The organism is Burkholderia sp. BCC0419, from assembly GCF_902830285.1.
Lineage (GTDB): Bacteria > Pseudomonadota > Gammaproteobacteria > Burkholderiales > Burkholderiaceae > Burkholderia.
Map to the genome: position 1 here is coordinate 327,575 of NZ_CADESR010000005.1, position 23,000 is coordinate 350,574.

Annotated in this window: 22 protein-coding genes; 6 read left to right on the forward strand and 16 right to left on the reverse strand. The window is 68.5% G+C overall.

The genetic code is table 11. The features are described from left to right. Nucleotides 1-145 precede the first annotated feature (145 nt). The 3 genes from HWW87_RS25285 (at nucleotide 146) to HWW87_RS25295 (ending at nucleotide 3,668) form a co-directional block, all read left to right on the forward strand. The gene (locus tag HWW87_RS25285; RefSeq protein WP_175822582.1) at nucleotides 146-1,108 is read left to right on the forward strand and encodes a LysR family transcriptional regulator; all 963 of its coding nucleotides are present in this window, start codon (nucleotides 146-148) and stop codon (nucleotides 1,106-1,108) included. 83 nt (nucleotides 1,109-1,191) lie between these two features. Next, nucleotides 1,192-3,066 (forward strand): gamma-glutamyltransferase, encoded by a 1,875-nt coding sequence (gene ggt, locus HWW87_RS25290; RefSeq protein ID WP_175822583.1) that lies wholly within the window; start codon nucleotides 1,192-1,194, stop codon nucleotides 3,064-3,066. A 5-nt stretch (nucleotides 3,067-3,071) separates the two neighbouring features. Beyond that, nucleotides 3,072-3,668 (forward strand): hypothetical protein, encoded by a 597-nt coding sequence (locus HWW87_RS25295; RefSeq protein WP_175822584.1) that lies wholly within the window; start codon nucleotides 3,072-3,074, stop codon nucleotides 3,666-3,668. A gap of 37 nt (nucleotides 3,669-3,705) precedes the next feature. On the opposite strand, the gene HWW87_RS25300 is transcribed toward HWW87_RS25295, so the two are convergent. From HWW87_RS25300 to HWW87_RS25325, 6 genes are all read right to left on the reverse strand, one after another. Continuing rightward, nucleotides 3,706-4,671 (reverse strand): ABC transporter permease subunit, encoded by a 966-nt coding sequence (locus tag HWW87_RS25300; RefSeq protein WP_175822607.1) that lies wholly within the window; start codon nucleotides 4,669-4,671, stop codon nucleotides 3,706-3,708. Beyond that, entirely contained in the window at nucleotides 4,671-5,471 is an 801-nt protein-coding gene (locus HWW87_RS25305) for an ATP-binding cassette domain-containing protein (protein ID WP_175822585.1), read from the reverse strand. Before HWW87_RS25305 ends, HWW87_RS25300 begins: the two co-directional genes overlap by 1 nt. A 40-nt stretch (nucleotides 5,472-5,511) precedes the next feature. Next, the gene (gene tauA, locus HWW87_RS25310; RefSeq protein ID WP_175822586.1) at nucleotides 5,512-6,528 is read right to left on the reverse strand and encodes a taurine ABC transporter substrate-binding protein; all 1,017 of its coding nucleotides are present in this window, start codon (nucleotides 6,526-6,528) and stop codon (nucleotides 5,512-5,514) included. Between the two features lie 617 nt (nucleotides 6,529-7,145). After that, nucleotides 7,146-8,138: a lipoyl synthase gene (gene lipA / locus HWW87_RS25315; RefSeq protein WP_006477693.1), complete on the reverse strand. Its 993-nt coding sequence runs from the start codon at nucleotides 8,136-8,138 to the stop codon at nucleotides 7,146-7,148. Continuing rightward, nucleotides 8,131-8,886 carry a lipoyl(octanoyl) transferase LipB gene (gene lipB, locus HWW87_RS25320; RefSeq protein WP_175822587.1) on the reverse strand — a complete coding sequence of 252 codons (756 nt, stop codon included), beginning with the start codon at nucleotides 8,884-8,886 and terminating at the stop codon, nucleotides 8,131-8,133. The genes lipA and lipB overlap by 8 nt, the downstream gene beginning before the upstream one ends. An 84-nt stretch (nucleotides 8,887-8,970) precedes the next feature. Next, nucleotides 8,971-9,297 (reverse strand): DUF2917 domain-containing protein, encoded by a 327-nt coding sequence (locus HWW87_RS25325; RefSeq protein WP_175822588.1) that lies wholly within the window; start codon nucleotides 9,295-9,297, stop codon nucleotides 8,971-8,973. A gap of 102 nt (nucleotides 9,298-9,399) precedes the next feature. Between HWW87_RS25325 and HWW87_RS25330 the strand changes: the two genes are divergently transcribed. Continuing rightward, the gene (locus HWW87_RS25330) at nucleotides 9,400-10,389 is read left to right on the forward strand and encodes a transcriptional regulator GcvA (RefSeq protein ID WP_006485238.1); all 990 of its coding nucleotides are present in this window, start codon (nucleotides 9,400-9,402) and stop codon (nucleotides 10,387-10,389) included. 13 nt (nucleotides 10,390-10,402) lie between these two features. On the opposite strand, the gene HWW87_RS25335 is transcribed toward HWW87_RS25330, so the two are convergent. The 10 genes from HWW87_RS25335 to HWW87_RS25380 form a co-directional block, all read right to left on the reverse strand. Next, nucleotides 10,403-10,711, reverse strand: a complete 309-nt coding sequence (locus tag HWW87_RS25335) for a YbeD family protein (protein ID WP_174389920.1) — start codon at nucleotides 10,709-10,711, stop codon at nucleotides 10,403-10,405. Continuing rightward, on the reverse strand, nucleotides 10,711-11,637 hold the full coding sequence (locus tag HWW87_RS25340; RefSeq protein ID WP_175822589.1) for a D-amino acid aminotransferase: 927 nt from the start codon (nucleotides 11,635-11,637) through the stop codon (nucleotides 10,711-10,713). The genes HWW87_RS25335 and HWW87_RS25340 overlap by 1 nt, the downstream gene beginning before the upstream one ends. A 48-nt stretch (nucleotides 11,638-11,685) precedes the next feature. Beyond that, nucleotides 11,686-12,996 (reverse strand): D-alanyl-D-alanine carboxypeptidase family protein, encoded by a 1,311-nt coding sequence (locus HWW87_RS25345; RefSeq protein ID WP_174389918.1) that lies wholly within the window; start codon nucleotides 12,994-12,996, stop codon nucleotides 11,686-11,688. Nucleotides 12,997-13,533: 537 nt separating this feature from the next. Next, a complete protein-coding gene (locus HWW87_RS25350) occupies nucleotides 13,534-14,178 on the reverse strand; it encodes an alpha/beta hydrolase (protein WP_006485236.1) in 645 nt (214 codons plus the stop codon). A 13-nt stretch (nucleotides 14,179-14,191) separates the two neighbouring features. Continuing rightward, on the reverse strand, nucleotides 14,192-14,509 hold the full coding sequence (locus HWW87_RS25355; protein ID WP_011694422.1) for a ferredoxin: 318 nt from the start codon (nucleotides 14,507-14,509) through the stop codon (nucleotides 14,192-14,194). 154 nt (nucleotides 14,510-14,663) lie between these two features. Further along, complete coding sequence (locus tag HWW87_RS25360) at nucleotides 14,664-15,815, reverse strand: VanZ family protein (RefSeq protein WP_175822590.1); 1,152 nt, start codon at nucleotides 15,813-15,815, stop codon at nucleotides 14,664-14,666. Nucleotides 15,816-15,834: 19 nt separating this feature from the next. Further along, a complete protein-coding gene (locus HWW87_RS25365) occupies nucleotides 15,835-16,458 on the reverse strand; it encodes an ABC-type transport auxiliary lipoprotein family protein (RefSeq protein ID WP_175822591.1) in 624 nt (207 codons plus the stop codon). A gap of 83 nt (nucleotides 16,459-16,541) precedes the next feature. Next, the gene (locus HWW87_RS25370; protein WP_175822592.1) at nucleotides 16,542-17,477 is read right to left on the reverse strand and encodes an MlaD family protein; all 936 of its coding nucleotides are present in this window, start codon (nucleotides 17,475-17,477) and stop codon (nucleotides 16,542-16,544) included. Nucleotides 17,478-17,494: 17 nt separating this feature from the next. Beyond that, nucleotides 17,495-18,409, reverse strand: coding sequence for an ATP-binding cassette domain-containing protein (locus HWW87_RS25375; RefSeq protein ID WP_175822593.1), 915 nt, complete (start codon nucleotides 18,407-18,409; stop codon nucleotides 17,495-17,497). After that, complete coding sequence (locus tag HWW87_RS25380) at nucleotides 18,406-19,530, reverse strand: ABC transporter permease (protein ID WP_175822594.1); 1,125 nt, start codon at nucleotides 19,528-19,530, stop codon at nucleotides 18,406-18,408. Before HWW87_RS25380 ends, HWW87_RS25375 begins: the two co-directional genes overlap by 4 nt. A gap of 334 nt (nucleotides 19,531-19,864) precedes the next feature. Between HWW87_RS25380 and HWW87_RS25385 the strand changes: the two genes are divergently transcribed. Continuing rightward, nucleotides 19,865-21,934: a bifunctional 2',3'-cyclic-nucleotide 2'-phosphodiesterase/3'-nucleotidase gene (locus HWW87_RS25385; protein ID WP_175822595.1), complete on the forward strand. Its 2,070-nt coding sequence runs from the start codon at nucleotides 19,865-19,867 to the stop codon at nucleotides 21,932-21,934. 8 nt (nucleotides 21,935-21,942) lie between these two features. Next, on the forward strand, nucleotides 21,943-22,788 hold the full coding sequence (locus HWW87_RS25390; RefSeq protein ID WP_175822596.1) for a tetratricopeptide repeat protein: 846 nt from the start codon (nucleotides 21,943-21,945) through the stop codon (nucleotides 22,786-22,788). Nucleotides 22,789-23,000: the final 212 nt, after the last annotated feature.

Here is a 23,000-nt window from a genome sequence, read left to right on the forward strand (position 1 = left end):
TGCAGCAGGCATGACCCGATTCTCGATTGATCGAGATTCATTGACAATTCCCTCGCGCCTTTACAAGCTGTCAAGTCTGACTTGACACTGAATGCTTTCGGACCGTTTCGGATCGATAAACGGGACGGATCAGGAGACACCTCGCATGGACCTGAACGCGCTGACGCTGCTCGTCGAGATCCTCGACGCCGGCAATCTCAGCAAGGCCGCGCAGCGGCTCAAGATGAGCCGGGCGAACGTCAGCTACCGGCTGAACCAGCTCGAGCGCTCGATCGGCCAGCAGCTCGTGCGGCGCACGACGCGGCGCATGGAGCCGACCGAGATCGGGCTGAAGCTGTACGAGCACGGCCGGCGCATCCGCAACGAACTGCTCGCCGCACAGGAATCGGTGACCACGCTCGGGCAGGACCTGCAGGGCCGCGTGCGGCTGTCGGTGCCGAGCGGCTACGGGCAGATCGTGATGTCCGAATGGCTGCTCGCGTTCAAGCGGCGGCATCCGGGCATCGTGCTCGACGTGGTGTTCGAGAATCGCGTGGAAGACCTGATGCGCGACGAAGTCGACATCGCGATCCGCGTGATGTCCGAGCCGCCGCAGAACCTCGTCGCGCGCGACATGGGCGCGGTGCGCTACGTCGCGTGCGCGTCGCCCGCGTTCGCGGCCGCGCACGGGATGCCCGCGAGCCTCGGCGCGCTGGCCGCCGCGCCGGTCGTCACCGCAACCGTGATGGGCCGGCAGCTCCGGATCGCCGCGTATCTCGGCGACGAACGCCACGAGGTGCTGCTCGAACCGACGCTGATTTCGGAGAACTTCCTGTTCCTGCGCCAGGCGATCCTCGCGGGGATCGGCGTCGGCATCGTGCCCGACTACGTGATGCAGGACGACCTGCGGCACGGCACCGTCGTCACGTCGCTCGATGCGTACCGGCTCAGCATCTTCGGCACCCACATGTACATGCTCTACATGCCGAACCGCCACCACACGCGCGCGACGTCGACGTTCATAGAGTTCATCCTCGAACAGGCCGGAAAGACCGGCCGGGGCGGGCCCGGCGGGATGCGTCAGGGTTTCCTGTCGGATGACAAGCCGCCGGGCACGCGGCGACAATAGCGCGCCGGGGCGGGCAGCGCCGTTGCGCCCGCGCCAACTTCAACGCCGCCGTCTCCTTCGAATTCACTGCTGCCGAGGGTTCAATGTTCGACCGGATTCGTCCGCATTCGCGTCCCTGGACGCTGCTCGCCGCCGTCGCGCTCGTCGCGTTCAACGCCGGCTGCACGTCCCCGTCCGCGCCGTCGGGCGCCGTCGTCCCGGTCGCCGCCGCGTCGGGCGCGGCCGTCCCGCTGCCCGGCGTTCACGCGCCCGAACTGTCGTCCGGCTGGACCGACAAGTCGGGCTGGACCTCGCAGCACTTCATGATCGCGGCCGCGAACCCGCTCGCGACGCAGGCCGGCTACGACATGCTGAAAGCCGGCGGCACCGCGATCGACGCAGCCATCGCGACGCAGATGGTGCTCGCGCTGGTCGAGCCGCAATCGTCGGGCATCGGCGGCGGCGCGTTCATGCTGTACTTCGACGGCAAGACGACGCAGGCGTACGACGGCCGCGAAACCGCGCCGGCCGCCGCGACCGACCGGCTGTTCTACGGGCCGACCGGCCAGCCGATGCGCTTCTACGAAGGCGTCGTGGGCGGGCGCTCGGTCGGCACGCCGGGCGTGCTGCGCATGCTCGACGCCGCGCACCGCGCGCACGGCAAGCTGCCGTGGCGCCGGCTGTTCCAGCCGGCCATCCGGCTCGCCGAGCGCGGCTTCACGATCAGCCCGCGGCTCGCGATGCTGATTGCAAACGACAAGTACCTGAACAACGACCCGGCCGCCCGCGCGTACTTCTACAACGCGGACGGCACGCCGAAGGCCGCCGGCACGGTGCTGAAGAATCCCGCGCTCGCGACCGTGCTGCGCCAGGTCGCCGACCGCGGCGCGAACGCGTTCTACAGCGACGCGATCGCACGCGACATCGTCACGAAGGTGCGCAAGCACCCGACCAACCCGGGGCTGCTGTCGCTGCAGGATCTCGCGCGCTACAAGGCGAAGGTGCGTGCGCCGCTGTGCGCCGACTACCGGCGCTCGGTGGTGTGCGGGATGCCACCGCCGTCGTCGGGCGGCCTCGCGATCGCGCAGATGCTCGGCATTCTCGAGGCGATGCCCGACTGGCAGCAGATCGGCGCGCAGAAGCCGGTGCGCAACGAGGTCGGCTACGAGCCGACGCCATTCGCCGCACACCTGTTCAGCGAAGCCGGGCGCCTCGCGTATGCGGACCGTGCGCGCTACGTCGCCGATCCCGATTTCGTGCCGCTGCCCGGCGGCACCTGGGCGAGCCTCACCGACAAGACCTATCTCGCGCAGCGCGCACGGCTGATCGGCGACAACAGCATGGGCATCGCGCAGGCCGGCACGCCGCAAGGCGCGACGCTCGCGATGGCCGACGACCGCAGCCCCGAATTGCCGTCGACGTCCGACATCGCGATCGTCGACCGCTACGGCCAGGCGCTGTCGATGACGACCAGCATCGAGGATGCGTTCGGCTCGCGGCTGATGGTGCGCGGCTTCATGCTGAACAACCAGCTCACCGATTTCTCGTTCGTGTCGAACGACAACGGCCGGCCGGTCGCGAACCGCGTGCAGCCCGGCAAGCGGCCGCGCTCGGCGATGTCGCCGGAACTCGTGTTCGACAAGCAGACGAAGCAGGTGACGATGATCGTCGGCTCGGCCGGCGGCCCCGCGATCATCAACCACGTCGCGAAGACGCTGATCGGCGTGCTCGACTGGGGGATGACGATGCAGCAGGCGATCGCGTTGCCGAACTTCGGGTCGATGAACGGGCCGACGCTGTTGGAACGCGGCCGCGTGTCGGACGCGCTCGCCGACGGGCTGAAGGGCCGCGGGCACGACGTGCAGGTCGTCGAGATGAACTCGGGGCTGCAGGGGATCCAGCGGCTGAACGTGCAGGGGCAGACGGTGTGGTTCGGCGGGGCGGATCCGCGGCGGGAAGGGGTGGCGATGGGGGATTGAGCACGATGAGCAGCCACTTCACCTATCTGGTCGATCCGGCGATTTCGCTCAATGCTGCGCCCGCCGAGGCGCAACGGATGATTGCGTGGCTGCAAGCGCGCGGGATTGTGGGGGCAGCGACGCGCGTCGGCGACCTGTATCGCGACTGGTACCGAACCTACGGACTCGAAGAAGGCAGCCTCACGGAAAGCAACGAGACCGGCTATCCGCTCGGGCCGAGTTATACCGACGCGTGCGATCCCCGTGCGCATATGCCGCCGCAAATTCCGAATTGGCTGACCCTGATCGTCAAGCGCCGCGTGTTCGATGCCGGCGGGAACGGTCTCGAGATTTTCTGTCCAGCCTGCGACGCGGAGCAAACGGCATTCGGCCAGGCATGGAGCGATGCGTTCACGCAGTGGTTCCACGGCCACGACGACGCGCCGCTGGAATGCGGTGCATGCGGGCATCGGCAACCCGTCACGCAGTGGCGCTACGACCCGCCGTGGGCATTCGGTCATCTCGGCTTCTGCTTCCCCAACTGGTTGCTGAGCGACGCCTTCATCGACGAATTCGGTGCGGCATACGGCCGGCCGCTCACCGTCGTGTATCAGCGCATCTGAATACGCGGCCGATACGACCGGTCGCGCAACGCCCCGCTCACCCTCTTCCCTTCCACGGCACCACCCGCCGCTCGACCCACCGCATCGCAAGATCGAACAGCCACGCGATCGCACCGATGATCAGGATGCCCATCACGACGATGTCGGTGCGCAGGAAGCTCGATGCGTTGAGCACCATCTGCCCGAGCCCGGCCGTCGCGGCGACCATCTCGGCCGCAACGAGCGTCGTCCAGCCGAACCCGATCGCGATCCGCAGCCCCGTGAGGATTTCCGGCAGCGCGGCCGGCAGCACCACGTGGCGCACGATCTGCGCGAAGCTGCCGCCGAGCGAATACGCGGCGTTGATCTGCTCGACCGTCGCCGCACGCACGCCGGCGCGCGCGGCCATCGCGATCGGCGCGAAGCATGCGAGAAAGATCACGACCAGCTTCGCCGTCTCGTCGATGCCGAACCAGATCACCACGAGCGGCAGATACGCGAGCGGCGGCAGCGGCCGATAGAACTCCAGCAGTGGGTCGAGCACGCCGCGTGCGATGCGGCTCACGCCCATCAGGATGCCGGCCGGCACGCCGATCGCGGTCGCGAGCGCAAACGCACCGAACACGCGCGCGGCGCTCCACAGCAGATGTTCGGACAGCGGCAGGCCGCCCTGGATGCGGCCGTGCCACGCGTCGACGAACGCCGCCCACACGGCTTCCGGCGCGGGCAGGAACAGCGGCGGCAGCCACTGCAGATGCGTCGCGACCCACCACAGCACGGCCAGCGCCAAGATCGTCGCGGCGCTCAGCGCGGCCGTCTTCCCCTGCCCCGGCAACCGGTAGCGATGCGATATGCGTGCGGGACGCGCGGCGCGATGCCGTTGCGTCGCGCGTTGATCCTGCCCGAACTCCGCGGCCGTTCGATCGGCCGCCCACGAATCCTGCGTGCTCATGTCGTCCTGCCTGTGCAATGTACTGATCCGGCCACGCCCGACGGACGCACCCTGCCTCGCGAACTCGTGCATCACGCGGTCTCGGCGACGACCGACTCGTCGCGATGCAGATACGCGATCAGCCGCTCGCGCCATGCGATGAAATCGGGCGACGACTTCACCGCACGCGCATCGCGCGATTCGACGTAGCGGCGCGCGAACGGCAGCTCGAAGGTTTCGGCAATGCGGCCGGGGCCCGGCGTCATCACGACCAGGCGCGTCGCGAGAAAGAGCGCCTCCTCGACGTCGTGCGTGATGAAGAACACCGTCTTGCCGGTGCGCGCCCACACGTCGAGCACGAGCGCCTGCATCGTGCCGCGCGTCATCGCGTCGAGCGCGCCCATCGGCTCGTCCATCAGCAGCACGCGCGGGTCGCTCGCGAGCGCACGCGCGATGCCGACCCGCTGCTGCATCCCGCCCGACAGTTCGTACACGCGTGCATGTGCATGACGTTCGAGGCCGACGAGCGCGAGCATCTCCGTCGCCCGCGCTTCGCGCTCGGCCTTCGACACGCGCGCGAAGCGCAGCCCGAGCGCGACGTTGTCGAGCACGTCGAGCCACGGCAGCAACGCGTATTTCTGGAACACGACGCCGCGATCGGCGCCGGGGCCCGTGACCGGCACGCCGTCCACGCACACGTCGCCGGTCGTCGGCGCGACGAAGCCGGCCATGCAGTTCAGCAGCGTCGTCTTGCCGCATCCGGATGCGCCGAGCGCGACGACGAATTCACCGGCATCGATGCGCAGGTCGACGCGCGCGAGCGCCTGCGTCGTCGGCCTGCCGCGCTCGCCCGGATAGGCAACCGATACCTGACGGACTTCCAGCGTGCTCATGATCGACGGACTCCGCAACGAGTGGGCTGAGTGGCCGCGCTCAGCGCGCGGCCTTCTGCACGAACTGCGGATCGACGCCGGCCGAATAGTCGGCGAGCACCGTCTGGATCGTGCCTTGCGATTTGAGGAACGCGGCCGTGGCCGCGAGCGACTTCGCGGCGCCCGATTGCGCGCCGCCGCCGAGCCACGTCGGCGAAGCCTGCTCCGCCGCCGTCGGGAATGCGTACAGCGCGAGGCTCGCCGGCACGTCCTGCGCGTTCGCGCCGGACACCTTCGCGACCGCTGCGACCTGCGGCGTGCCGACCTTCCACGCCGCCGCATGTGCGCGGTAGTCGGCATCGGCGGCCGCGAGCACCTTCACGAAGCGCGTGACGAACTCGGGGTTCTCGCGCGCGAACTTGCGGCTCACGACGAAGCCGTCGAAGGTCGACTTGCCACTTTCCTTCGCAACCTGGCCGGACGTCGTCAGCACGGTGCCCGACTGCTTGACCTTCGCGAGCACCGGGTCCCAGATATAGGTCGCGTCGATGTCGCCGCGCGCCCACGCCGCCGCGACTTCCGGCGGACGCAGGTTGACGATCTTCACGTCGTTCGGATTGACGCCCGCGGCCTGCAACGCGACGAGCGTATGGAAGTGCGACGTCGACACGAACGGCACGCCGATCTTCTTGCCCTTGAGCGCGGCGACGCTGGTCACGCCCGAGCCGTTGCGCGCAACGAGCGCCTCGGCGTCGTTGATGTTGTCGAGCACCCAGAACAGCGAGATGTCGAGCCCCTGCGACAGGCCGGCCGCGATCGGGCTCGACCCGGCTTCGCCGAGCTGGACGGAGCCCGACGCGAGCGCGCGGATCACGTCGGCGCCGCTGTCGAGCTTGCGGAACCTGACCTTGTAGCCGGTCGCCTTTTCGACTTCACCGCTCGCCTGCGCGTAGCGCCACGGCACGACCATGTCCTGGTACGCGATCACGACTTCGCGCGATTCGGCGTGCGCCGCGCCGAGCGCGGCAAAGGCGGTCAGCGCGACGACGGCGCGGCGGATGAAGCTGAAACGGGACATGCGGCTCTCCTTCGGAATGCGGGCATTGCTGCGGGAGAGCCGACTTTACGAGCTTTGCGCGCGGCGGGAGCGAACTTATCCTGCGAAGCTATCGATGCCGTTTCAGCTTTGCTTTTCATGCTGAACCGGATCGGGCGTCCGGTCGGGTGACGATTGTCGTGCGGGGGCGCGGATCGCGCCTTTCATCGAACGCACACGGCGTAAGCCGCTCCTAACCTCCGTGTGCAATGCGACGCGCTGGCCTGCCGAGAAGCGCGCGAACCCGCTCGGTCTGAGCATGCTCGAACGCATCCTCCAGATCGTCGAGCTCGCGGACTGAGGTTCGATGCAATTTAACGGCTCCCAATAGAACCGCAAACTAATTTAAAGGATCTCTTCAGACACTTTACTGCGACGTATGATCGGCGACACGGCGTGCGTCCAACCCGAATACCCATTGGCATCTCTCGGCATTTCGCCCGACCTTGGCGGCGGCGTCGCATTCATCATCGACCGCAACCGGCCGGGCGATCAACTCGGCCGTTTGGCCATGTTCCGCATCGCGCCAACGAAAAAGCCCGCATCGCTGCGGGCTTTCGGGACTGCGAAACTTCTGCAGATGGAGGCGAACGCGACGCTCAGACCACCCCTGCCCCATGCGCCTGCAGATCGGCGTGATAGCTCGACCGCACCATTGCGCCGACGGCCGCGTGCGTGAAGCCCATCTTGTACGCCTCTTCCTCGTACATCTTGAACGTGTCCGGATGCACGTACGCACGCACCGGCAGGTGGTGCTCGGACGGCTGCAGGTACTGGCCGATCGTCAGCATGTCGACGTCGTGCGCGCGCAGGTCGCGCATCACTTGCAGGATTTCTTCTTCCGTCTCGCCGAGGCCGACCATCAGGCCCGACTTCGTCGCGACGTCCGGATGCAGCGCCTTGAAGTCCTTCAGGAGCTTCAGCGAGTGCGCGTAGTCCGAACCCGGGCGCGCTTCCTTGTACAGGCGCGGCACCGTTTCGAGGTTGTGGTTCATCACGTCGGGCGGCGCGGCGTTCAGGATCGAGATCGCGCGGTCAAGACGGCCGCGGAAGTCCGGCGTCAGGATCTCGATGCGCGTGTCCGGCGACTGCGCACGCGTTTCGCGGATGCACTCGACGAAGTGGGCGGCGCCGCCGTCGCGCAGGTCGTCGCGGTCGACGCTCGTGATCACCACGTACTTGAGCTTCAGCGCAGCGATCGTGCGCGCGAGGTTCTTCGGTTCATCCGCGTCGAGCGGATCGGGACGGCCGTGGCCGACGTCGCAGAACGGGCAGCGGCGCGTGCACTTGTCGCCCATGATCATGAACGTCGCGGTGCCCTTGCCGAAGCATTCGCCGATGTTCGGGCAGCTCGCTTCCTCGCACACGGTATGCAGGTTGTGCTCGCGCAGGATCGTCTTGATCTCGTTGAAACGCGAGCTGCCGGTGGCCGCCTTCACGCGGATCCACTCGGGCTTCTTCAGCTTTTCGATCGGAATGACCTTGATCGGGATGCGCGCCGTCTTCGCCTGCGCCTTCTGCTTGGCGGTCGGATCGTAGGCAGGGGTCGCGGCCGTATCGGCCGGTGCGGGAGAAGCGGTAACGTCAGTCATTCGATTGTTCCAGTGCCTGCGGCTTGTCGGCGGCCGCGGATGCGCCGTCGAGGTTGGCGATCAGACGGCCCACCAGCGTGTGGGCGACGTCGTTCCAGTCGGCGGCAACCTCGAGGCTCGCCATGTCGACGGTTTCCAGTCCGGCATAGCCGCACGGGTTGATCGCAAGAAACGGGCGCAGATCCATCTTCACGTTCAGGCTCAGCCCGTGATAGCTGCAGCCGTTGCGGATCTTCAGGCCGAGGGCCGCGATTTTCGCGCCCTCGTGCACGCCGGACGCCACGTAGATCCCGGGCGCGCCCGCCTTGCGGACCGAAGCGAGATTATACGCCGCGAGGGTTTCGATCACGGCCTCCTCGATCTTCGTCACGAGCGTGCGCACCATCAGCTTGCGCCGGCGCAGGTCCAGCAGCAGGTAGACGACGATCTGGCCGGGGCCGTGGTAGGTGATTTGTCCGCCGCGGTCGACCTTCACGAGCGGCACGCCGCTGTCGGCCACCAGCAGGTGCGCCGGGTCGCCGGCCTGGCCGAGCGTGTAGACGGGCGGATGCTCGACCACCCAGATCTCGTCGCCGGTGTCGGCCGTGCGCGTGTCGGTGAACGCGCGCATCGCGTCGAAGCTCGTCTCGTACGCCTCGCGGCCCCGCCACCGCACGGTGACCGGCTGGACCGGCTGATCCGGGGCTCCGGCGGGCGATGCGGAAACGGCGACAGGCGTGGACACGATGGAAACCGGCGAAACGGACATGGGCGGTAGTTTACCGAAAACCCGTGGGTCTCGCCGGCCTGGGGAGGGGGACGGATCGCCGGTATCCGTCGGATGAAATGATGGTCAGACGGTGCGCCAGCCGTCGTGGAACAGCGCGCTCACGCGTTCGCGCAGCCGGGACAGCCCGCCGAGCGCGACTTCCCGAGGCGGCCGCGACACCGAGAACGCGACGCGTGCGCCCTCGCGGCCTTCCGCGCTGAGCCACAGCCGCTCGCCGCGGCGCAGCTTGAGCGTCTCGCCGTCGACCAGGAAGTAATCGTCGACGTCGTTGCTGCGCGTCGCCCAGACCGGCCCGCACTGGACGATCAGCCGCGTGCTGCGTTGCACCTTCATCGGCACGGTTTCGCCCACGGGAATTTCAAAGGTGATGCTTGAAGAGATTTCTTGCATGATCGACTCCGCCAATAAGTGCTTCGATGGCTACAATCGTAGTCATTCAAAGGCGTCCGACCAAACGACCAATTTTCACGTCGATGTGAGGAAAATTAGCAAATGGACCTCCGCCAGCTCCCGGCGCTGAACGCGATTCGCGCGTTCGAAGCCGCCGCCCGCCACGAGAACTTCTCGCGCGCCGCCGACGAGCTGTTCGTCACGCACGGCGCGGTCAGCCATCAGGTGCGCGCGCTCGAGGAAGAGCTCGGCGTGCAGCTGTTCACGCGCAACGGCAAGCGGCTGTGCCTGACCGACGCCGGCATGCGCTACGCGCAGCAGATCCGCACCGCGCTGATGGTGATCGCCGACGCGACGCGCGACGTGCGCGCGAGCGACCGCGACCGGCGGCTGGTGGTGTCGATGCTGTCGTCGTTCGCCGCGCGCTTCATCACGCCGCGCATCGGCACGTTCATCGAGCGGCATCCGGAAATCGACGTCGAGCTGCAGTCGACCAACTCGCTCACCGATTTCGCGCGCGACGACGTCGACCTCGCGATCCGCTTCGGCTTCGGCAGCTATCCGGGGCTGCACGTGGAGCCGCTGTTCGAGGAGGTGTTCTTTCCGGCGTGCGCGCCGACGCTGAACGGCGGCAAGCTGCCGCAGACGCCCGCCGATCTCGTGCACTACCCGCTGCTGCGCTCGGACGACGAGCTGTGGCGGCCGTGGTTCGACGCGGCCGGGCTCGATACGCTGACCGAGCCGAAACGGGGGATTCTGTACCAGGATTCGTCGAACCTGCTGCTGGCCGCGATCGAGGGCCAGGGCATCGCGCTGGTGCGCCGCTCGCTCGCGGTGCACGACCTGCTCGACGGGCGCATCGTGCGCCTGTTCGACATCGACGGGCCGAGCCCGTGGCACTATTTTTTCGTGTGCCCGCCGCCGCTGCTGAACACGCCGCGCGTGCAGGCGTTCCGGACCTGGCTGTTCGAGGAGGTGGCCGAATACAAGCGGCTGTGCGACGAGCTGGACGCGCGGCGCGCGGCGGGGAAATGCCCCGCCGAGTGCGCGCTGGAGGGAGGATGGAAGGGGATCAGCGGCCGTTTGCGCTGATCCCGGCCCTTCCTTAGAGCACGACCTTGACCATCGGATGGCCGGTCAGTGCGCGGTAGATGTTGTCGAGCTGTTCCTGGCTCGTCGCGCGCACGGTAATCGTGAGGCCGGTGTAGTTGCCGCCGCTCGATTCACGCTCTTCGATTTTCTCGACGTCGATCTCGTTGTCGTGGACGGCCACGACCTTGAAGATCGTGTCCTTGAATTCCGGGTGCGCCTTGCCCATGATCTTGATCGGGAAATCGCACGGAAACTCCAGCAGCGACTCCTTCCGGGTTTCGATCGCGCCTGTGACCTCGACGGTTTTGGTCGGTTCGCTCATCATTTTCTCCGGGTTAGGTCAAACTGTTCAAATTCGCGTGCCTTCGCACGCTGGTACGCGTCATACAGCGCCGCGAACACGGGGCCCGGCTTGCCGCCCTGCACGGGCAGATCGTCGAGCGACGTAACAGGCAGGATTTCCTTGGTGGCCGACGTCAGCATGATCTCGTCGGCCGTGCGCAGCTCGACCTCGCTGATCTCGCGCGCGACGAACCGGATCCCGCATTCGTCGGCGAGCTGCTCGACCAGCGCGTAGCGGATCCCTTCGAGGATCTTGTTGCTGCGCGGCGGCGCGAACAGTTCGCCGTTCTTCACGATCCACACGTTCGACGACGAGCCTTCCGTCACGTTTTCGTCGCGCAGCTGGATCGTCTCGAACGCGTCGCGTTCGGCCGCATGCTGCGCCATCAATACGTTGCCGAGCAGCGAGATCGACTTGATGTCGCAATGCAGCCAGCGGCGATCCTCGGCCGTCACGCAGCGCACGCCGCGTGCGCGCTCCTCTTCCGACGGCAGGCGCAGCGGGCTCGCCATCGCGAACACCGTCGGCACCGCGTTCGCCGGGAACGCGTGGCCGCGCTTCGCGACGCCGCGCGTCACCTGCAGGTAGACGAGCGCGTTGCCGTTGGCGAGGCCCTCGGCGTTCGCCGCGACGACCCGCTCGATCAGCGCGCGCCAGCCGGCCGCATCGTGCGGATTGTCGATGCCGATCTTCTTCAGGCTGCGCGCGAGCCGGTCCAGATGCTGTTCGATCCGGAACGGCACGTGCGCGCCGTCGTGCGCATAAACGGGGACGACTTCATACACGCCGTCGCCGAAGATGAACCCGCGGTCGAGCACCGGCACGCGGGCTTCGGACAGCGGCACCAGTTCCTCCTGCGCCGAGACGCTGAGGTAGACGATCGGTTCGAATTCGGCTTGGCTCATGGCGATGACAGATGGGGATGAAGTCGTGAAAACAAAGGCCCGTCGTGCTTACTTCTTCTTGCTGAACATCAGCAGGATCGAGTCCCAGATACGTCCGAAGATACCCGCTTCCGGCACGGCCTGCAGCGCGACGACCGGGAATTCGGACAGCGTCTTGCCGTCGGCGACGATCTTCACGGTGCCGACCTGCTGGCCTTGCGCGAGCGGCGCGATCAGCGGCGCGTTGACGTCGACTTCGGTCTTGACCTTGTCGCCGAGGCCGCGCGGCACGGTCGCCCACTGGTCGACCTTCACGCCGACCTGCACGGTGTTGTCCTTGCCCTTGTAGAGGCGCGGCGTCGCGATCGCCTGGCCGCCCTTGAACAGGCGCACCGAATCGAACGCGCTGTAGCCGTAGTTCAGCATCTTCATGCTGTCCTGCGTACGGTCGCTTTCCTTCTGCTCGCCCATCATCACCGACACCAGGCGGCGCTGGCCGTCGACACCCGGGATCGCGCGCTTGGCCGACGCGATCAGGCAGTAACCGGCCGCCTGCGTGTGGCCGGTCTTCAGGCCGTCGACCGTCGGGTCGAGCCACAGCAGCCGGTTGCGGTTGCCCTGGCGGATGTTGTTGTACTTGAATTCCTTCTCCGAGAAGATGCCGTAGTACTGCGGAAAATCGCGGATCAGGTGCGCGGACAGCTTCGCGAGGTCGCCGGCCGTCGTGTAGTGGTTCGGGTCGGGCATGCCGTTCACGTCGGCGAAGTGCGTGCCCTTCATGCCGAGGCGCGTCGCCTCGTCGTTCATCAGCGTGACGAACTGCCCTTCGCTGCCGCCGACGAGTTCGGCCAGCGCGATCGCGGCATCGTTGCCCGACTGGATGATCATCCCGTACACGAGGTCATGCACGGACACCGGCTTGTTCGCCTCGATGAACATGCGCGACTCGTCGCGGCCGACGCGGCGCACTGCGTCGCTCGGTGTGACGATCTGCTCCATCGAAATCTTCTTCTTGTCGAGCGCCTCGAACACGAGGTAGGCGGTCATCAGCTTCGTCAGCGACGCCGGCTCGACGCGTTCGTCCGCATTGCCCGAGGCGAGCACCGTGTTGCTCGTCGCGTCGACGAGCACCCACGAGCGCGCGTTCACGCCCGGCGGCGGCACCGCGCCCGGCATGTAGGTCGCGGGTGCGCCGGTGGACTGCTCGGCGGCCGGCGCCGCATGCGCGGCCTTGGCCTTGGCGGCCGGCTTCGCCTCGGCGACGACGATCGTCGATGCGAGCGCGACAGGCAGCATCACGCCGAGCGCGACGTTGCGCGCGGCGGTGCCGAAGGCGATGGAGGAAGCGAGGGACTTGAGGCCTTGGGAAGACAGACGCATGATCGATTCAGGCTGATGGCAGAAAGTGCGGTGCGAAACGCGCAGGGTTGAACGGCAAGGCGGCGGGCGTGTCGGGCACTCGCCCGACACCGTCGGGCGACGAGAAACGCGCCGGTTGGACTCGTGCGGACGCGTTCGGTTCGCGGCCGTCGCGAGCGGGCGGACAGGCGGCGAAACGAGCGCCGCATGGGCCCAGCCGGGCCGCGGGCAACGCGAAAGCGGCCATTATACGTGGCCGCGAACGGCGTTTTCGCGAACCTGGCAGCGGACGCCCGCATACCGGCTGCGAGAGCATGGCACGGGAATGCAGCGGGCACGCGTGCTCGAAGCCGCGCGAAAGGTGTGCGCAGGCGGCGTGCAAGTCGGGTTGCGCCGCCGTGCGGCAGGCGGCGCGCGGTGCGGTGCTGCACGAAGTGTCGGGAAGGGTCGCGCATCATCCGGCCGGGCGCCGGTGCGCGGTACGGGCCGCCGGCGCTTACGCCGGCGCCCGCATGCAGGCTAGCGCCTGTTCACGCTAACAACGGGCTTGCGCTGGCCTCAGCGCCACGCGTCGACGATGATGCGCTTCAGCACGTGCAGCTTGCGATGGAGGAAATGCTCGGCGCCGGGGATCACGACGACCGGCAGCTCCTGCGGCCGCGCCCAGTCGTACACCGACGCGATCGGCACCGTGTCGTCGGTTTCGCCGTGGATCACGAGCGTGTTCTCGGGCACGTCGGCCACCTGCCAGCGGCTCGCGGCCGTGCCGACGAACACCATCCGCTCGATCGTCTCGCCCGCGTCGCGCAGCCGCTTCGCGACGTGCGACAGCACGAAGGTGCCGAACGAGAAGCCCGCGAGCACGAGCGGCAGGTCCGCATACGCGGGCTGCGCGCGCATGTGCGCGAGCACCGCGAGCAGGTCGTCGGCCTCGCCCGTGCCGTTGTCGTGCACGCCTTCGGTCGCGCCGACGCCGCGGAAGTTCGACCGGTAGACGACATAGTTCAGCTGTACGAGCGTGCGCGCGAGCGTCTGCGCGACCTTGTTGTCCATCGTGCCGCCGAACAGCGGATGCGGATGCGCGACGAGCGCGATGCCGCGCGGCGCGGCGCCGCCTTCGCGCACGGCGTCGGGCAGGTCGACCGCGATTTCGATCTGGCCGATCGGGCCCGCGATCAGCGATTTCTGCGTATGAACGTTCATTCGGCCGGCCCGCTCAGATCTTCAGGCGGTCGACGACCTTGCCGTCGCGCAGGTGCGATTCGACGATCTCGTCGATGTCGGCCTGGTCGACGTACGTGTACCACGTGCCTTCCGGATACACGACCATCACCGGCCCTTCCTCGCAGCGGTCGAGGCAGCCGGCCTTGTTGATGCGGACCTTGCCGGGCCCCGCGAGACCGAGTTCCTTCACGCGCTTTTTCGCGTATTCCTGCATGGTCTGCGCATCGCATTGCGCGCAGCTCGGACGCTCGGCGCCCGGTTCGCGCTGGTTCAGGCAGAAGAAGACGTGGTGCTGGTAGTAGGAATCCATGATGGTGACGAGCGGCCCGGCGCAAGGCCGTGCGGAAAGAGGGGCGATGAATTGCCGTTGCGCGAGGCGGCAACGGAGGATGCGGACGATTATAGCGACCGGCGCACGCCGCTGCCCGCGGCACGGCCGCCGCCGCACGGTCCGGGCTGCCGCGTCAGCGGCGCAGCGCGGCCGGCAGCCACGCGTGCTCGACGCGCTGGCCGAGCCAGATCAGCGCCGCGTAAGGCCAGATCCATGCGAGCCAGCGCGCGATGCTGTTGAAGTGCACGTAGCGGCCCTGCCGCCACCCCGACAGCGTGAAGTCGAAGAACGGGTTGACCGGCAGCAGGTTCACGAGCGCGACACCGGCCAGCAGCGCGAGCGCCGCGAGCATCGCGCGCCACGTCGCCGGCACGCGCAAGGCGACGAGCGCCGCCGCGAAACCGAGCTCGATGCCGAGCCGCGCGCCGGGCGTCGCCCACACGACGACGAGGCCGGTGGCCGACTGCATGAACGTCGCGGCCGCCTTCAGCACGAGCGTAGCGACCACCAGCGCGATCAGCAGCCGGATGCGCGGCGCGCGCGGGCGCATCGCGAGCGACGCGATCGCCAGCGCCGCGAACAGCATCAGCGCGCCGAGCACGGCTTCCCACGCGGAATCCGACAACCAGCCGTCGACCCGCTCGGGCCATTCGCTGACGCGCCACGCGGCCGGCAGCCACGCGAGCAGCGCGTCCTGCATCGACGCGTCGGCGCGCTCCCACAGCGCGGCCGGCCAGTCGCCGATGCCGAACAGGAACGGCGACGGAAACACGATCGCGAACGGCCACAGCGCGGCGAGCAGCAGCGGCGTCGACCCATCGGCCTCCAGCCACGCGAAGCGCAGCCGGCGCAGCGCGCCGCGGTCGAGCAGCGCGCCGGTGGCCGGCGCAGCGAGCGCCGCGCCCAGCAGCGCGCCGAGCGCGTTGGCGCCGAGGTCGAGATTCGATGCGACGCGCGTCGGCAGGTAGGTCTGCAGCGCTTCCATCGTCCCCGACAGCAGCACGCCGAGCCCGCCCGCGATCAGCGTCGCGGCCACGCCGCGCCAGCGCGGGTGCAGCGCGAGCACGCCGAGCGCGCCGAACGGCAGATAGCCGAGCACGTTCGTGACCACGTCGAACGCCGTCACGTAGCGCTGCATCGGCGCGAACAGGTAATCGAACGGACCGATGCCGAGCGACACCCAGCCTTCGAACGGATACAGCGACGCATAGACGATCAGCGCCGCGTAAGCGGCAAACGCCTGCCGCGCGAGCGGTGACGCGCGATGCGTGCCGGGCACGCTCACCGCGGCTGCACGTCGGGCGTCACGGCGTGCCCGCGTACGCCTGCACGCCGACCCACGCGGCGATCTGCGACACGAGTTCGTCGCTGGCTGCCGCGAGCGCACGCGCGCCGCCGGCCGCGTCGGGCGTACTCGACGGCGCGCGCGCGACGAACGTGCGCTGGCCGAGCACCTTGCCGTCCTGCATCAGCGTCGCGCGCGCGGTCACCGCGCCGTGGCTTTGCGACTGCCCGTCGAAGACCTGTTCGAATTCGCTCAGGTCGACCTTGAGGGTCGGCGCGCGCACGCCGTCGGTGCCTTCGAGCACCGTGCCGCGCGACGACAGCGCGCCGCGCAGCCGTTGCGTGAGCAACTGCGCGGGCGGCGCGGTCCAGCGGCTGTCGCGATAGACGGCCACGTGCTGCGCATCGGCGTATGCGAGGCGGTAGGCGAACTTGTCCGAATCGAGCGCGTCGGGTGCGGCGACGTCGAGCACCTTCAGCGCGGGGCCCGACCCGGTGGTCGCCACCGACGACGCGGGCCCGAGGTCGTAGCGGATGTTCGACAGCACCGCGCTGTTGCCGGCGCAGCCGGCCGCCAGCGCGAGCGTCAGCACGGCAAGCGCGGCCGCGGCCGGGCGCAGCGCGCGGTCAAGGATTCGTGGCATGGCGTATTCCTGCATGAGGTTTCCGGTTTCGAGGCGCGTCATGGTCCGGCCGCTTGCGGGCGGACGATCGATGGGTTTCCGCTTCACTTCCCGGCCGCCGCATCCGCACCCGGCCAGACGAAGCCCGCTTCGCCGGGCCCCGGCGCCGCGCCGGGCGACCCGAACAACAGACTGCGCGGGTTGCGGCCGAGTTCACCGGCGACGTCCTTCAATTGCCGCGACGCGTCGCCGACGCTGCCGGCCAGCGCATTGAAGCGCGGCAGCGTGTCGTACTGCACGCGCGCGTTGAGCCCGTTCAGCGCGACGCCGACCTGCTCGGCGGCCGTGCCGGCCTTGTTCAGGTTCGACACGAGCGGCCCGTTCGGCTGCAGCAGCGTGTTCGCCGACGCCATCGCGCGGTTCACCTCGTGCATCGTTTCCGGCAGCGCGGTGACCGCCGGGCCGAGCTGCTTCGTCAGCGTCGCGGCGTTGTCGGCCGCGTGCTGCAGGCTCTCGGCGGTCGCGCGCAACTGCTCGCGCATCTCGGGCGACATCAGCGCGTTCGCGCTCTTCGCGGCCAGTTCGAACTGCCGCAGCAGCACGTCGCCGCGCTCCTGGATCTGGTCGAACAGGCTCGGCCGCATCGGGATCTGCGCGATCGACTTCGCGGACGACGGCAGCGGCGCCAGATCGCGCCCCGTATCCTCGAGCTGCACGAACGCGATACCCGTCACGCCCTGGAAGCCGAGGCTGCCGTAGGTCGACTGCGTGATCGGCGCGTCGTGATCGACGAGAATCCGGATCCGAATCTGGCCCGGATGCGTGCGATCGAAGCCGATCGACTGCACCTTGCCGACGTCGAGGCCGCGAAAGCGCACCGCCGCGTCCGGGAACAGCCCCGTCACGTTGGTGCGCGCCAGCAGGTCGTACGGCACGCGCACGGTGCGGTCGACGTTGAACCAGAACACGGTGCCCGCGATCGCGAGCGTCAGCGCGATCGTGAACAGGCCGGCCCAGAACGCATGTGATTTGTTTTCCATTCGCGGGTTCCTTGCTTCTACAGCTCGACGCTCGACAGCGCCGGTTCGAGGGCCGCCTTCGGCAGCTTCGCGCGCCGCTCGGGCGGCAGCGCCTGCAGTGCGCGGCGCCCGCGCAGCCCCAGGAAATATTCGTGGATGAACGGATGGTCGACGTTCGCGACCTCCTCGACGGGGGCGGAGACCAGCACCTTGCGGTCGGCCAGCACCGCGACGCGCGTCGACAGCGCGACCATCGTGTCGAGGTCGTGCGTCACCATCACGACGGTCAGCCCGAGCGTGCGGTGCAGCGTCGCGATCAGCTCGACGAATTCGTCGGACGCCTGCGGATCGAGGCCGGCCGTCGGCTCGTCGAGGAACAGCAGCTCGGGCTCGAGCGCGATCGCGCGCGCGATGCCGACCCGCTTGACCATCCCGCCCGACAGCGCGGCCGGCATCTTCGACGCGTGCTTGCACGGCAGCCCGACCATCTCGAGCTTCAGCATCACGATGTCGTGCAGCAGGTCGGGCGGCACGCGGCCGAGTTCGCGCAGCGGCTGCGCGACGTTGTCGAACACCGTCATCGACGAGAACAGCGCACCCTGCTGGAACAGCATCCCCGAGCGCGTGCGCATCATCCGCGCGCTCGCGTCGTCGATCTTCGACGTGTCCTCGCCGAACACCTTGATCGTGCCCGACGTCGGCCGCTCGAGACCGAGGATCTGCCGCACGAGCGTCGTCTTGCCCGAGCCGGAGCCGCCGACGACCGACACGATCTCGCCGCGCCGCACGTCGAAATCGAGCTTCTGGTGGATGATGTTGCGCCCGTAGCGCTTGGTCAGGTTGTGCACCTCGATCACGAGGTCGCCGGCATCGGCGGCCGCGTCCGGCCGGGGGTCGACCGTCCCGGCGCCGATGGCCGCGGCATGCGTGGTCGTTTCGTTCGATGCGTTCATCCGAGCCCCACGTTCTGGAACAGGATCGCGAACACCGCGTCGGCGAGGATCACGACCGTGATCGACGACACCACCGACGTGGTCGTGCCTTCGCCGAGGCTCTGCGAGTTCGCCTTGATCCGGAAACCGAAATGGCACGCGACCAGCGCGATCAGCATGCCGAACACGACGCCCTTGCCGACACCGATGTACAGGTTCGCGATCGGCACGACGCCCGGCAGCGAGCGCACGAAATAGTTGACGTCGATCCCGAGCACCAGCTTCGCAGCGAGCGCGCCGCCCGTCAACGCGATGATGTTGGTCCACATCACGAGCAGCGGCATCGCGACGCCGAGCGCGAGCACGCGCGGCAGGACCAGCCGCAGCCCGTGCGGGATGCCCATCACGCGCATCGCGTCGAGCTCCTCGGTCACGCGCATCACGCCGATCTGCGCGGTGATCGCCGAGCCCGAGCGGCCCGCGACGAGAATCGCCGACAGCACGGGCCCGAGCTCGCGGATCACCGACAGCCCGAGGATGTTCACGATGTAGCGGTTCGCGCCGAACGTCTGCAACTGCTGCGCGGACAGGTAGCTGAGCACGATGCCGATCAGGAACGCGACCAGCGCGGTGATCGGCAGCGCCTGCGCGCCGGCGCTGTAGATGTTCGCCGAGGTTTCCTTCCATGGCATCGTCTTCGGACGGCGCAGCACCGACAGCGCATCGAGGATCACGAGGCCGAACATCGCGATGCCGCCCTGCAGGTGTTCGCCGAACGCGAAGATCGCCAGGCCGAGGCGCGTGACGGGACCGAACCGCACGATGCGCTCGGGCGCCTCGCGCTGGCTGTCGAGCCGCTCGATGCGCTCGAAGATCGTGCGCTGCGTGGCGCTCAGCGCGACGCCGGGCGGCAGCTTGCGGCCCCATACGCGCCACAGCGCCTGGCCGCCGACGTGGTCGAGCCGCTCGATGCCGGACAGATCCCATTCGCTCACGCGCCCGGCGGCGATGCTCGCGACGCGGCGCGCCACGGCGCCTCGGTTGCGCGCGAGCGCGAGCGCGGTCCACTGGCCGGTCAGGCGCACCGTCTGGCCCTGGCCGCCGGCGTCGACCGACAGGCCGGGAGGAGTCTCGAAGTCCAAGGGCAGGTTGTTTGCAAAAGGATGACAGCGGCCATTGTAGCGAACCGCCCGGCGCCGCGACGTGAGGATTTCCGGCGGAGCGTCGGGCTCGCGGCGCGCAGCCGGGAGCGCCGGGCTCGGGGCGCCGGCCGGGAGCGCCGGGCCGGGGCGCCAGCCGGGACCGGCCCGAAGCCGCCGCCTGGCTACGGCCCGCTGCCAGCATCGCGACCTTTCATTGTTCCGTCATGTTTCCTTTCGATACTCTCACGCGCCGCACATCAGGCCGTCGGCGCGCCGCGCCGCCATTCGTGCGTACCTCGCGTTTCATAAAACAGAACACCGAACAGGACAACCGATGCGTCTCCCCCCGCTTTCCCGCCGCCACGTACCGGCCGCCGCCGCGCTCGCCAGCCTCGCCTTCGTCCTCGCCGGCTGCGGCGGCGACGACGTCACCGCCACGCCGCCGTCGCAGCCCGAGGCCCAGGCGCCCGTCGGCACGACGGCCACGCTCGCGCTGCTCGAGACGACCGACCTGCACACCAACGTGCTGTCGTATGACTATTTCAAGCTCGCCGCCGACAATTCGCTCGGCTTCGAGCGCGTGTCGACGCTGATCGCGCAGGCGCGCAAGCAGTACCCGAACACGCTGCTGCTCGACAACGGCGACACGATCCAGGGCACCGCGCTGTCGGACTACCAGGCGCTCGTGAAGCCGGTCGGCTGCGACCAGACGCTCGCGATCTACAAGGTGATGAACGCCGCGAAATTCGACGGCGGCGGGATCGGCAACCACGAGTTCAACTACGGGCTGCCGTACCTGTCGCAGGTGACCGGCAACACGTTCGAGGTCGACGGCCTGCCGGCGCCGGCCCAGCAGAAGAAGTGCGCGGGCCCGAACTTCCCGCAGGTGCTCGCGAACGTGATCAGCGCGAAGACCAACGCACCGCTGTTCACGCCGTACACGATCCTGACGCGCACGGTGACGGCCACGACGCCGGACGGCAAGACGGTCAGCGCGCCCGTGAAGATCGGCATCATCGGCTTCACGCCGCCCGCGATCATGAACTGGGACAAGCGCTGGCTCGACGGCAAGGTCTACACGACCGGACTGAAGGAAGCGGCCGAGAAGTACATTCCGGAGATGCGCGCGAAGGGCGCCGATCTCGTCGTCGCGATCTCGCACGGCGGCCTCGACAATGCCGCGTACTCGCCGACGATGGAAAACGGCAGCTGGTGGCTGTCGAAGGTATCCGGCATCGACGCGATGCTGATCGGCCACTCGCACCAGGTATTCCCGGACGCGAACAGCACCGTGTCGCAGTTCAACCTGCCGGGCGTCGACAAGGTCAAGGGCACCGTCAACGGCGTGCCGACCGTGATGGCCAACTACTGGGGCAAGCACCTCGGCGTGATCAAGCTCGGCCTGAAGTTCGACGGCAAGACGTGGGCCGTCGACAAGTCGCAGACGACCGTCGAGGCGCGGCCGATCCAGAACGCCGACAAGAGCTACGTCGCCGCCGACCCGTCGGTCTCGGCCGCGATCGCGGCCGAGCACCAGGCGACGATCGACTACGTGAAGACGCCGATCGGCTCGACCGACTACCGGATGAACTCGTACTTCGCGGACGTCGGCGATCCGGGCGCGATCCAGATCGTCAACGAGGCGCAGGCCGACTACGTGAAGACCTACGTGCAGGCGAACCTGCCGCAATATGCGTCGCTGCCGGTGCTGTCGGTCAGCGCGCCGTTCAAGAGCGGCTTCGGCGGCGGCACCGACTACACCGACGTCGCGCCGGGCGCGCTCGCGATCAACAACGCGGCCGACCTCTACCTGTATCCGAACACCGTGTACGCGGTGAAGGTGAGCGGCGCCGACGTGAAGAACTGGCTCGAAACGGCCGCGAAGCGCTTCAATACGATCGACCCGGCCAAGGCGACCGTACAGCCGCTCGTCAGCACCTTCCCCGGCTACAACTTCGACATGTTCACGTCCGCCGATCTCGCGTATGAAATCGACGTCACGCAGCCGGTCGGCAGCCGGATCCGGAACCTGACGTACAAGGGCGCGCCGATCGACCCGAATGCGCAGTTCATCGTCGCGACCAACAACTACCGCGCGAGCGGCGGCGGCAACTTCCCGGGCCTCGACGGCAGCAAGACGATCTTCGCGTCGCCCGATGCGAACCGCGACGTGCTGATCGCGTTCATCAAGAAGCACGGCGCGATCACGCGCGCGGCCGACGGCGCGCAGCGCAGCTGGCGCTTCACGAAGCTCGCGAGCTCGGTCGCGCACGTGCAGTTCACGTCCGCGCCGAACCGCCTCGGCGACGCGGCGGCGGCCGGCCTGACCGGCATCACGCAGGTCGCGGCCGACGACGGCTCGGGCAAGAACCTCGCGACCTACGAGATCGACCTCACACAATGAGACACGCGATGCAACCAATCCGGACGATGCGGCCCGCCGAAACCGGCTTCGCCGCTGCCGCGCGGCGCGTGCTGCGCGTGAAACTCCCGCCGGCCGTGCTGCTCGCGGCGGCGGCCGTGACCGTCGCGGCCGTCGTCGCGGCGACCGGCCTGCGCGGCGCCGGCCCCGCGCCGAGCGCCGCGCAGCTCGACGAATGGCAGGCGATGGTCACGCAGGCGACCGAGCCGCATGCGCTGGCCCAGTTGCGCACGCTCGCGCGCCGCGGCTCGGGCGCTGCGCAGGCGGCGCTCGGCATCGCGCTCGTCGATGCGCATGAACCGGGGCTGCGCGACGAGGGGCGCGGCTGGCTGGAAACGGCCGCGGCGGCGGACAACAAGGCCGACGCGCCGGCTGCGCGGCGCGCGCAGCTCGCACTCGGCAAGGCGTTGCTGCTCGGCAGCGGCGATCTCCCGAAAGACTATGCACGCGCTCGTGCGCTGCTCGGCGCCGCGGCCGAACAGGGCGACCCGGCCGCCGCGTATTACCTCGGGCTGATCTACCGCAGCGGCTACGGCATCGCCGCCGACCCGGTGCAGGCCGCGCACTGGTTCGACATCGCGTCGCGCGCGGACATCCCGGCCGCCGACTTCATGCTCGCGAACGCGTATCGCGACGGCAGCGGCGTGCCGCGTGACGACGCGCGCGCGCTCGCGCTATATCGCCGGGCCGCCGAACATGAGTTGCCAGAAGCCGTGCAGACGCTCGCGATGGCCTATCGCAACGGCGAACTCGGGCTTCGGCCCGACGCGGACGAATTCCACGCGCAGTGGATCGAGACCGCGCATGCGCTGAAGCACCCCGTCGTCGCGCCGTGACGGCCGTTCGGCCGGGGGGCGCGCGAGCGTGACCTGGCCGAACGGTGGTCGCGTCGCATGCAAGATGACGTCCGAAGAAGACATCAAGGCGCTGGAGCGAATAGAGATGCAGCGCTAGGCAGATGAAACGCTGGCGCGACGCAATGCCACTTCGGGATCTCGCATGCGGATACCGTCCGTCGTTACTTCTGCTCCGGCAAAACCGTACCGCA